The 11,434-nt window shown below is 62.2% G+C and carries 6 protein-coding genes; 2 read left to right on the top strand and 4 right to left on the bottom strand.

The window, feature by feature from the left end:
* Positions 1-74: 74 nt before the first annotated feature.
* The 3 genes from ACWNZ1_RS00935 to recQ all read right to left on the bottom strand — a co-directional run bounded on the left by ACWNZ1_RS00935 (position 75) and on the right by recQ (position 4,858).
* Positions 75-2,060, bottom strand: a complete 1,986-nt coding sequence (locus ACWNZ1_RS00935) for a FimV/HubP family polar landmark protein (RefSeq protein ID WP_456027300.1) — start codon at positions 2,058-2,060, stop codon at positions 75-77.
* A 119-nt stretch (positions 2,061-2,179) separates the two neighbouring features.
* Entirely contained in the window at positions 2,180-2,614 is a 435-nt protein-coding gene (locus tag ACWNZ1_RS00930; RefSeq protein WP_003199001.1) for a MarR family transcriptional regulator, read from the bottom strand.
* 117 nt (positions 2,615-2,731) lie between these two features.
* A complete protein-coding gene (gene recQ / locus ACWNZ1_RS00925) occupies positions 2,732-4,858 on the bottom strand; it encodes a DNA helicase RecQ (RefSeq protein ID WP_135844263.1) in 2,127 nt (708 codons plus the stop codon).
* A gap of 419 nt (positions 4,859-5,277) precedes the next feature.
* Here recQ and ACWNZ1_RS00920 point away from each other — a divergent pair, with 419 nt between their 5' ends.
* Positions 5,278-5,865: a UPF0149 family protein gene (locus ACWNZ1_RS00920; RefSeq protein ID WP_135844262.1), complete on the top strand. Its 588-nt coding sequence runs from the start codon at positions 5,278-5,280 to the stop codon at positions 5,863-5,865.
* Positions 5,866-5,873: 8 nt separating this feature from the next.
* Positions 5,874-6,269: a YbaN family protein gene (locus ACWNZ1_RS00915; RefSeq protein ID WP_135844261.1), complete on the top strand. Its 396-nt coding sequence runs from the start codon at positions 5,874-5,876 to the stop codon at positions 6,267-6,269.
* A gap of 94 nt (positions 6,270-6,363) precedes the next feature.
* On the opposite strand, the gene ACWNZ1_RS00910 is transcribed toward ACWNZ1_RS00915, so the two are convergent.
* Positions 6,364-11,434 (bottom strand): beta strand repeat-containing protein (locus ACWNZ1_RS00910; protein ID WP_456027299.1); only part of this gene is annotated, 5,071 nt, incomplete at its 5' end.

Genomic DNA, 11,434 nt, shown 5'->3' with positions numbered 1-11,434 from the left:
GCTATTGACCACAATCCCTGTGGGAGCGGGCTTGCTCGCGAAGAGGCCAGTAGACTCAACATCCATCCATAGCTTCAACGAATCCCGGCCAGCAGCACCCGGGCAGTCTGCTTGAGGGGCTCATCCCCCTCTTCCAGCAACTCTTCAAGCAATGTGATGGCGGTTTTCAAGTCGCCATCATCGATGCAGTTCTGCGCCTGCTCCAGTTTGACCGAGTGTTCCGGTGCCTGCGTTTCGAAGGGAGCAGTTTCGAAAGAGACAGGTTCCAAGGACATGGACTCGAGGGGGAGTGGCTCCAGTTCCAGCGACTGCTCTTCATCGGCAAACCCATCGAGAAAGGCGTCGTCCAGCGATTCGGTTTCCAGTGGCGCGCCCCATTGCAGGTCCGACTCGTCGAACCCTGAGAGCGATAAGCCCTCGGTAGCGTCGGCAGCAGGCGATGGAGCAGCATTTTTTTCAGCAAGGTTATCCTCGGTGTCGGCCAGGTCCCAGTTGGTCTCCATGGACAGCGCATCGAGGTTCAACTCGAATTCATCGCCGGGCACGCTGGCAGGCTCAGGCGCAGGAACCATTGCCTGGGGTTCTACCGTCGCCGCCACGGGAGCGCTGATTACAGCGACCTTGGGATAGCGCCCGCGAATATCCTCCAGCATTCGGGCATCGACACCCTGGGTCAATAGATGATGCTCCTGGGCCTGGAAACCAATGACATCGCCCTGTTTACCCAATACTTCCAGCAACTTTAGACCCAGGTCGGTGCGTTCCGGCTCCGCCAGCAACGCGGCGCGCAGCAACCCCGCCGCCTCGGTGAAACGACCATAAGTCAGGTAAATCCCGACGCCTTCCAGCACATCTCCCAAAGGGGTGTCACCCTGGTTGAAGGACGCGGCGGCCTCGGGCGGCTGCGTGTCAGTGGCCGGGGCATAGGTGTCGATGTCGTCCTCCAACATCGGTTCGGGACGTCCGGGCATTGGCTCCACATCAGTTTGCGCCTGCTGCTGGCGCCGTCGAACGAACAGTAACAGCGCGAGCAACCCCAGCAGGCCCACCAGCCCCGCCATCCACAGCCAGTTGATGCCCTCTGGCTCCGTGACCGGTTCAGTCACCGGCGCTGCATCAACCGTCGGCTCCGACACGGGGGCCGTCGATTGCAGCGGCTCTGCAGGAACGGGGGCTGGGGTGACTTCGGCCAACTGCGTCTGCAATTCGCTGATCTGCTTGCGCTGGCCGGCGATTTCCTGGTCCTGGGCCTGGAGCCGGGCCTGCAGTTCGTCGATGGTTTTTTGTTGCTGCTGATTTTGCAGGAGACTGGCAGCCAATTGCTCGTCGGACGCCACGGAAGCCGGTGCTGCAGCAGTTTGCGCGGGGGCCGGCAGCACGGCCGAATCGGGCAGCAGTAAGCGCTGCCCGATGGAGAGTCGATCGCTGCCGGGGTTCAGGGCCTGTATCCCTTGCACCAGCTCGTTGACTGAAGCGTTGCTGCCGGCGTCATGCAGGCGCTGGGCGATAACCCACGGGTTGTCCCCCTGCACGACGGTGTAGCGCTTGCCCTGTGTCGCCGGCGGCGGCTTGATGGCAGGCGTTGCCTGGGGCGATGAAGACTGGGAGGCGGAAGGTTCGTCACGGGCAGGCACGATACCCGGTGTGCCCGGCGGGTCGATCAGCACGGTGTATTCGCGCAACAGACGCCCGTTGGGCTGATTGAGTTGTACCAGGAAATTGAGGAACGGTTCCTCGACGGGCTTGCTGGAGGTCACCCGAATGAAACTGCGTTCACCGCGCAACACCGGCGTAAAGCGCAGGCTATTGAGAAAGAACACCCGCTCGACACCGGCGCGACCGAAATCGTCCGGGCTCGCCAGGCTGGCCGACAGATCGCCCTCGTCAATCCCACTCGCATCGACCAGGGCAATTTCGGCACGCAACGGCTGGTTCAAGGCGGAATGGAGCGTAATCTCCCCCAACCCCAGCGCCGACGCCAAAGCCGAATACCCCAGGGCACCCACGACGACCGACACGTTGATCCAACTGCGCAACGTGGACTGCAAACTTCCAAGCATGGGCATCCCTTTCGATTACCAGAACCAACTTCGGCGTAAACGCATCCAATACGATCGCTTAGTACTGGTTATAGTTCGCTAACCACCGAATCTCAAAAGTCTGGCGCCGGGGATATGCCTCAGGATTTTTCCAGGTTGGCCAGGATCGTGCCGTGAACACGCATGCACACCCGCATGTCCGCCTCGTCAACGCCCTCGAACAATTCCCGACGCAATTGCGTGGCAATGGTTTCGATTTGTTCGATCAGCGGCAGGGCCGGTGCGCAGAGCACGATTTTCTTGGCTCGACGATCCTCGGCCACCGCTTGGCGCTGCACCAACCCCTGGGTTTCCAGGCTGTCGAGCAAGCGGGCCAGGGTCGGGCCTTCGACGGCGACGCTCTGGGCCAGTTCGCGCTGGGTCGGCGCCTGTTCGAAACGGGCCAGGTGCAGCAGCACCAGCCAGCGTGCCTGGGACAGACCGAGCCCCGCCAGGCGACGATCCAACTCAGCACGCCAGCCTCGGGACATTTGGGCCAGTTGCATGCCAAAACGGTGTTGATCGGTTAACGGCATATAAAAACTCATCAGATCTGAAATAGAAAAAACTAATTATTAGTCAGCTAAGCATGAGCTTCGGATTCAAGCAAGGTTTGCCCCGTACTGAATCGTTAAAGGAGCGTAACTCATTGATCAAACTTCGAATTCCGACTGCAACGCAGCCCTGACGCAATACAGGACGCCTTCAGGGACCCGGCCGACAAACAGCGCAGCGACTTCCGTCACCGGCGGCAACTCGCCTTCGCCATCCAGAAACGCATCCTGCACTTCGCCCATCAACTCCTCGGGCAGGTCCAGTGCCTGCTCAAGAGATAACTGCTGTTTGCCGATGGCCTCGGCCAGCATCGTGTAGACGTTTTTCTCAGAGCATTGCAGTTGCCCGGCGATCTGCAGCGGCGTCATGCCGGCCCGGGCCAGGGTGATCAGTTCGTGGCGTACATCGGCCACCACTTTCGGCGCCTCGACCTCGCCGCCCAGCACTTGGAGGAAGGCCTCGCCATAACGCTCCAGCTTGCGCGCGCCCACACCACTGACCCGGGCCATTTCGGCCAGGGACGTCGGTTGGCTGCGGAGCATTTCCAGCAGCGTCGAGTCGGGGAAAATGACGTACGGCGGCACGCCGTGTTCCTCGGCCAACTTGCGGCGCAAGGCGCGCAGGGCCTCCCACTGATCGCGCTCTTCGCCGCGCACCAGTTGGCTGGCCTGGCTCTTGCTGCTCTTGACCGCCGTCGCCGGCTTGAGGTCGCGGCGCAGTTCGAGGGTGACCTCGCCTTTGAGCAAGGGCCGGCAACTCGCACTCAGGCGCAGGCCGCCGTAGCCTTCCAGGTCGATGTCCGCCAGACCACGGGCTACCAGTTGTCGGAACAGTGAACGCCATTCGCTCTCGGTGCGGGCCTTGCCCACCCCGAATACCGAAAGATGCTGGTGGCCGAAGCTGCGGACCTTTTCGTTGTCCTTGCCCAGCAATACGTCCACCAGATGCCCCACGCCATAACGCTGGCCGGTGCGATAGATGGCCGACAAGGCCTGGCGGGCCGGTTCGGTGGCGTCCCAGGTTTCCACGCCATCGACGCAATTGTCGCAATGCCCGCAAGGCTGGGGCATGTCTTCGTCGAAATAGGCCAGCAGGGTCTGGCGACGGCAGCGGGTTTCTTCGCAGAGCGAGAGCATGGCGTCGAGCTTGTGCTGCTCCAGGCGCTTGTGGCGCTCGTCGCCCTCGGAGTTCTGCAGCATCTGCTTGAGCATCACCACGTCTTGCAGGCCGTAGGCCATCCAGGCGTCGGCCGGCAAGCCATCACGGCCGGCACGCCCGGTTTCCTGGTAATAGGCCTCAAGGGATTTGGGCAAGTCCAGGTGGGCGACGAAACGCACGTTGGGCTTGTCGATGCCCATGCCGAACGCCACCGTGGCCACCATGATCAGGCCTTCCTCGTTGAGGAAGCGCTTCTGATGATAGGCCCGCAGGTCGTTGGGCAGCCCGGCGTGATACGGCAATGCAGGAAAACCCTGTTCACAAAGGAACGCCGCCACTTCGTCGACCTTCTTGCGCGACAGGCAGTAGACAATGCCGGCGTCGCTGCGCCGCTCGGCGATGAACGCCAGCAACTGCTTGCGCGGCTGCTCCTTGGGCACGATGCGATAGAAAATGTTCGGCCGGTCAAAGCTGGACAGGAACCGCTCGGCGTTCTGCAAATGCAGGCGCTCGACGATTTCTTCGCGGGTACGTTTGTCGGCGGTGGCGGTCAGGGCGATGCGCGGCACATCGGGGAACAGTTCCGCCAGTTGCCCCAATTGCAGGTATTCGCGACGGAAATCGTGGCCCCACTGGGACACACAGTGGGCTTCGTCGATGGCGAACAAGGCAATTTCCAGGCTCTGCAAGAACGCCAGCATGCGCGGCTGCACCAGGCGCTCCGGTGCCAGGTACAGCATCTTCACTTCGCCGCGCTTGATGCTCGCCGCCAGGTCCCGCTGCTGCTCGGCGCTGAGGGTGGAGTTCAGCGCTGCAGCGGCAACACCCAGTTCTTCAAGGGTCGCGACCTGGTCGTCCATCAATGCGATCAGCGGCGAGACCACCACCGCCAGGCCATTGCGCAACAGCGCCGGCACCTGGAAGCACAAGGACTTGCCACCGCCGGTGGGCATGAGCACCAGGGCATCGCCACCGCTGGCCACGCGCTCAATAATGGCACCCTGGCGGCCACGGAAACTGTCGTAGCCGAAGATGTCCTTGAGGACGCGTTGAGCCTGTTCGAGCATAGAAACTCCAAAAATCACCGAAACGTCCCTGCAAGGCTGGTTCAGAATCTCAAACGCTGCACCGGCAAATCGTAAGTGCGCATTTCGGACCAACGGGACGCCGCAGGGCATCACAAAACGCGGCAGTATACCCGAGGCCTTCGTTGCGAAGGGTGATGCTGACAAGAGGTGATCAAGTAGACGATTGCACGCCATGCGCCCTGTAGGAGCTGCCGAGTGCAACGAGGCTGCGATCTTTCCACTGCCCATTGAGTCGAGAGACGAAAGATCAAGATCAAAAGATCGCAGCCTTCGGCAGCGCCTACAGGTATCGCGGCCCGCCCGTGCGCCCAAGTGGAGGCAAATACGCCACGCGGCTGGCCTGGGCGCTCAAGAAGGCCTAGAATTCCCGCATTGTTTATTCCCCAAGGTAGCCCGTAATGTCCTTCGCTGAGCAACTGACCCGCCTGCAAGTCTTCCTCGACGCCGATGAGCTGCACGAAGAGGCGCTGGATTACGTGGCCGCTCACGGCTATCTGACCGCCCTGTCGATCTGCGCCGAAACGGTGCCGGAGCGCGAGTGGATCGACGCCCTGTTCGCCGAAGAGCCGCATTACAGCGACGAAGCCCAGCGTGCTGAAATCGAAGCCACGCTGGTGGGCCTCAAGGCCCATATCGCCCGTCAGTTGGCGTCCGACGAAGAATTCGAATTGCCATGCGAGCTGGACCTGGGCGATGACCCGGATGATTCGGAACTGCGTGGCTGGTGCATCGGCTTCATGGAAGGCGTGTTCCTGCGCGAAGCCGCCTGGTTCGAAACCGCCGAAGAGGAAGTCAGCGAAATGCTGCTGCCGATCATGGTCGGTTCCGGCCTGTTCGACGAACAACCGGAGTTTTCCGACATCGCCGCCGACGCGAACCTGATGGACGACATGATCGTGCAGATCCCGGAAGCCCTCACCGCCCTGTACCTGCTGTGCAACGCACCGGACGAGAAACCGGCGATCCTCAAGCCTCGCCACCACTGAGTAACCGGGTGCCCGCGCCCATCGGCAACCGCCCGCTGATCCTGCGTTACGCTCTACTGGCCATCGGCTGGTTGAGCGTGGTGCTGGGGGTCATCGGTATTTTCGTTCCCGTACTGCCCACCACCCCTTTCCTGCTACTGGCCGCTGCCTGCTTCGCCCGCAGCTCGCCACGTTTCTATCGCTGGCTGGTGGAACATCCCCGCCTCGGCCCCTGGATCAGCGACTACCTCAGCGGCAACGGCATCCCACTCAAGGGCAAGGTCTACGCCATCGGGCTGATGTGGGTGAGCATCCTCTTTTCCTGCTACCTGGTGCCCCTGCCGTGGGCGCGAGGGTTCATGCTCACCAGTGCGGTGTTGGTGACGGTCTACATTCTCAAGCAGAAGACATTGCGCAAGCCTTGAATGTGGCTCGAGCCTGGATCTCCTGTGGTTTCAGAAAAACAAAACCCGCCATTTTCCAGACCGGAAATCGCGGGTTTTGTTATTTCAGCTCATCTCACACCGTGTCCACCTTCAACGAATGGTCGTTCAACATTCCGTTGATGATGGTCGCCGTATCGGCGCCCGCGATCATCCCGTCCACGCCCGGCGTGACGCCGTAGTGGCTGGCCAGGTTGACGCCGGCCAGGTCGATGGTCTGGTTTGGCGTGGCGCCAGCGGTGGCGCTGACGTCGATGCTGGTCACGAGCGACGCGCCGCTACCGGTGACGGTGAAGTGCAGGTAGTCGTCCAGTGACGCCGCACTGCCGTTTTCCCCCTGCAACAGCTGGGACAGATCGAGTTTATCGAGGCCGGGCGTGAAGTCGGTGATCACGTCATGGCCGCTATTGCCCGCTTGCCATTGGAAGGTATCGGCGCCGCTGCCACCAGTGAGAGTGTTGTTGCCCAGGCCGCCGATCAGCAAGTCGTCGCCGCCACCGCCATTGAGCACATCATTGCCCAATCCACCATTGATGCGGTTGCTGGCGCCGTCACCGGTAAGGGTATCGTTGAAGTTCGAACCGATCAGGTTTTCGATGCCCGCCAGTGTGTCGGTGCCGGCGCCCAAGGTGTTCTGCGCCGCCAACAGGCCCAGGTTGACGGTGACCCCGGCGGTCGCGTGAGCATAGCTCGCGGTGTCGTTGCCCGTGTCGCCATCGAGCAGGTCGTTGCCTGTGCCGCTGTAGAGCAAGTCATTGCCTGCCCCGCCATGCAAGGTGTTGTTGCCCGAACCTGCGCTGAGTATGTCGTTGCCGTCGCCCGCATTGAGTGTGTTGTCACCCTCACCGGCCATCAGCACGTCGTCTCCGGCAGTGCCCGTCAGGATATGGCCCGCCTGGTAGCTGATGCCCACCGCCGCGCCGTCGCTGCCGCCGTGGTTGTCGCTGGCGGTGTAGCTGCCGTGGAAATCCGGTGTGCTGTCCTGGGCACCGGCGTAGTTGACGGTCATGGTCAGTTGATAGTTTTCCGCACCGTTGGGGTTGCCGCCGCTGCCATTGGCGATGTTGGTGACGTGAATCTGATAGTTGCCGGTCGCCGCCGCAGTGAACGAGGCACCGTCGCTGATCGCAATGAATGGCCCCCCATTGAGGGAGTACTCCAGGGCAATGCGACCGCCCGCCAGGTTGTGATCCAGGGTGAGGGTTTCGCCCTGTTTGAGGGTGATGTTGAGCCGGTCTTCATCGTTGGCGTTGTTGTTCGACACCATTCCCAGCGCACCGCTGACCACCAGCACTGCCGTCATGGTCGCGCTATTGGCGACGAAGGCGCTGCGGTTGAGGTTGATCGACTGCACGTTGTTGCCGCTGAAGCTGACCGTGCCGGTGCTGCCGGTGAAGTCCGCGCCCTTGGCGACCCAGCCGGTATTGAAGCTGGTGGGCGAAGCGGTGAGCGGATCACCGTTGGCATCGCTGTCGTTGCCCAGCAGCAATTCTCCCGGTACCACGATGTTGCCTGACAGCACGTTGGTGATGATGTTGTCGTCCATCGCTACCGGTGGGCTATTGGGCACGACTTTGATCACCAGGTTGGAGCTGGCCAGGTCACCATCGTTGTCGCTGACGGTGTAGCCGATGTTTTCGGTGATCAATGTGCTGGTGGCGGTCTGGGAGGTATAGCTGAACGCACCGGTATCGAGGTTGACCACCAGGGTGCCGTCGTGGTCGGTGGCGATGCTCAGAGTGTTGGTGGTCGTGTTGAAGCTGCCGTGGTTGAGCCCGCCGCTGGCGGTCAGCGCGCCCTGGCCACCGTTGGCGGCCGGGTCGTAGCTGTACGTGGTGCCATCGACCACCAGGCTTTTGACAAACCCGCCGTCGGCGCCGAACGAACCACCCTCGCCCAACAAGCTGCCGGTGACCGGTATGCCTTGCACAGTGCCGGAGAGCACCGAGTTGAGCTGGTTCAGGTCGGTGACCACCACCGCGTTGGTGTTGGTGTGGGCACTGCCGTCGTAGGCCAGCGGGTCGAGATGGGCGTTGCTGACGCCGCTGCCCAGGCCGATGGCGTAGTTCTTGATGCCGTTGGCGTCGAGGAAGGCCTTCCACGCAGCTTCGTCCGCCGCACCGGTTTCCTGGCCCGAGGTCGGTTTACCGTCAGAGAAGAAGTAGCCGATGTTCTGCGCCCCGGTCAGTTGCCCGGACGTGACGAACGCAGTCTTGGCCGCCGCCACCGCCGCATCGTAGTTGGTCCCGCCATCGGCTGTCAGGCTGGCGAGGAGCGTCTTGGCGGTCGCCACGTCGACCCACACCGACGTCTGGTCGGTGGCGCTGCTGCTGAACGTCACCAACTGGACTTTGACATCCCCCAGGTCGTCGTATTTGTCGAGCAAGGCGCTGATCGCCTGTTTCGCCAGATCCAACCGCGACAGCCCGGGCACCCCGGAGGCATCGGCCATGCTGCCAGACACGTCGAGGACGATCAGCAGGTTCGAATCGATCTCCACCGCCGTCACCGAACGCTCGGAGGCAACGGCTTTGGGCACATCGTCGACGATGCTCACCACCAGGCTGCCGGTGACGCTGTTGCCCAAAGAATCCGTGGCCTGATAGGTGAAGTTTTCGCTCAGCACGTTCGGGCCATCGTTGGCGTTGGGCGCCGTCGTGGCCGGCGAGGTCAGGGTGTAGGTGTAGGAACCATCGGGGTTGAGCAACAGTTGGCCATGGGCGCCGGTGCCATTGCCGACCAGGGCGAAGGTCACTGCACCCGTGGCGCCGGTCACCGAACCGACAAGACTGCCGGTGGCGGTTTCGCTGGTGGCGCTCGGGTCGCTGCCGGTGACAGTGCCGGGCGCCAAGTCCTGGCCGTCCTGTTTCAGGTCGAGGGCTTTTTCGTAGACTGTAATGTCCTGGTCGGTTTCGGCGACCAGGCAACTGTCGTGCACATCAATGGTGAGGGTGGTGGTGCTTTCATCGCCGTCGGCATCGCGCACGGTGTAGGTGAATACATCGGTGGCGCCCGCTGCGCCGACAGCATCCGGATTGCTGTGATAGACAGCATTGCCGTTGGCGTCCAGGGTCAGGTAACCGTAGGTCCCGTTGATTTGGGTGTTGAGGCCACTGGTGGCGGGGTTCGAGGTGTCATTGCCGGCGCGCACACCGATGACTGCACCGCCATCGGCGCCGAGCACGTCGTTGTCCAGCACGTTGCCATTGACCGTCCCGCCCTCCACCACCGAGGCGGAATCACTGTGAGCCTTGGGCACATCGTCAACGATCTCGATGACGATAGTGTTGGTGACGGTATTGCCCAGGGAGTCCGTGGCCTGATAAGTGAAGCTCTCACTCAGCACGTTCGGGCCATCGTTGGCGTTGGGTGTCGTCGTGGCCGGCGAGGTCAGGGTGTAGGTGTACGAACCATCAGGCTGGAGCGCTAGCTGACCGTAAGCGCCGTTAGCATTGCCCACCAAAGCGAAGGTGACAGTACCGATGGCACCGCTGACCGAGCCCACGAGACTGCCAGTGGCGGTTTCGCTGGAGGCATTCGGGTCGCTACCGATGACCGTGCCGGGCGCCAGGTCCTGGCCGTCCTGGTTCAGGTCGAGGGCTTTTTCGTAGACGCTGATTTCCTGATCTGGCGTGGCGACAAGGCAGATATCGTGGACATCGATGGTGATAGTGGTAGTGCTTTCATCACCGTCGGCATCGCGCACAGTGTAGGTGAACACATCGGTGGCACCGGGTGCGCTGACGGTGTTCGGATTGCTGTGGTAGACGGCGTTGCCGTTGGCATCCAGGGTCAGGTAGCCGTAGGTGCCGTTGATCTGGGTGTTCAAGTCGCCAATCGCCGGGGTCGAGGTGTCGTTGCCGGCGCGCACACCAATCACCATGCCGCCGTCCGCGCCAAGTACGTCGTTGTCCAGCACATTGCCGTTGACCGTGCCGCCCTCCAGCACCGAGGCAACATCGGCATGGGCGCTGGGCACGTCGTCGACGATCTCGATAACGATGGTGCTGGTGACGGTATTGCCCAACGAGTCTGTGGCTTGGTAGGTGAAGCTTTCGCTCAACACGTTCGGGCCATCGTTGGCGTGGGGCGTGGTCGTGGCTGGCGCCGTCAGGGTGTAGGCATAGGAGCCGTCGGGTTGAAGCGACAGTTGACCGTAGGCACCGGTGGCGTTGCCCACTAGCGCGAACGTGACTGCGCCAACGGCGCCGCTGACCGAGCCGACAAGGCTGCCGCTGGCAGTCTCGCTGGTGGCGCTCGGGGCGCTGCCGGTGACGGTGCCGGGGGCCAGGTCCTGACCGTCCTGGTTCAGGTCGAGGGCTTTTTCGTAAACGCTGATTTCCTGATCTGGCGTGGCGACGAGGCAAACATCGTGGACATCGATGGTGATAGTGGTAGTGCTTTCATCGCCGTCGGCATCACGCACGGTGTAGGTGAACACATCGGTGGCACCTGGGGCGCTGACGGTGTTCGGATTGCTGTGGTAGACGGCGTTGCCGTTGGCGTCCAGGGTCAGGTAGCCGTAGGTGCCGTTGATCTGGGTGTTCAAGCCGCCAATCGCCGGGGTCGAGGTGTCGTTGCCAGCGCGCACGCCGATCACCGCCCCACTCGCGGCCGGCCCGTCGGCACCGCCTTCGTCGTTATTCAGGACGTTGCCACTGACCGTCCCGCCTTCATCCACCGAAGCGGAATCGGCATGGGCGGTGGGCAGGTCGTCGACGATGTTCACATCCAGGTTGCCGTTGGCGGTGGTGCCGTTGTCATCAGTCACGACGACCGCAAATTGCTCGCTCAGGCTGTTGGCACCGCTGGCATTTGGATGAGCTTCGTTGTCCAGCAAGGTGTAGCTGTAACTCACCACGCCGGTGGCGGCGTTGAAGCCGGTGATGGTCAGGGTGTTGCCCAACGCGGTGGTAATCGATTGTGGGAAACCGGCAGCCACGCCACCGCTGACCACGTTGATGCCGCCAACGCTCAGGGTCTGCACACCGTCCAGCGCGGTGACGGTAAAAGTTCCGCTCTGGGTCAGTGCCGGTGCATCCGGGCTGCTACCGTCGCTGAGGTTTTGCTCCTGGACCGTCAGTTCGCCGCCCTCACTGTCGAGGCCGTCGATGATCACAGGATCGTCATTGTTGTGGACTTGCAGC

The sequence above is a fragment of the Pseudomonas sp. CFBP 5748 genome (assembly GCF_053850495.1).
Note: the sequence above shows the minus strand (reverse complement) of the source record. Positions and strands in the feature narration are given on the sequence as shown.

Coding starts and splice junctions, on each gene's coding strand:
- recQ (WP_135844263.1), bottom strand. CDS start 4,858: ATGCTCGAACAGGCTCAACGCGTCCTCAAGGACATCTTCGGCTACGAC.
- ACWNZ1_RS00920 (WP_135844262.1), top strand. CDS start 5,278: ATGTCCTTCGCTGAGCAACTGACCCGCCTGCAAGTCTTCCTCGACGCC.
- ACWNZ1_RS00935 (WP_456027300.1), bottom strand. CDS start 2,060: ATGCTTGGAAGTTTGCAGTCCACGTTGCGCAGTTGGATCAACGTGTCG.
- ACWNZ1_RS00930 (WP_003199001.1), bottom strand. CDS start 2,614: ATGCCGTTAACCGATCAACACCGTTTTGGCATGCAACTGGCCCAAATG.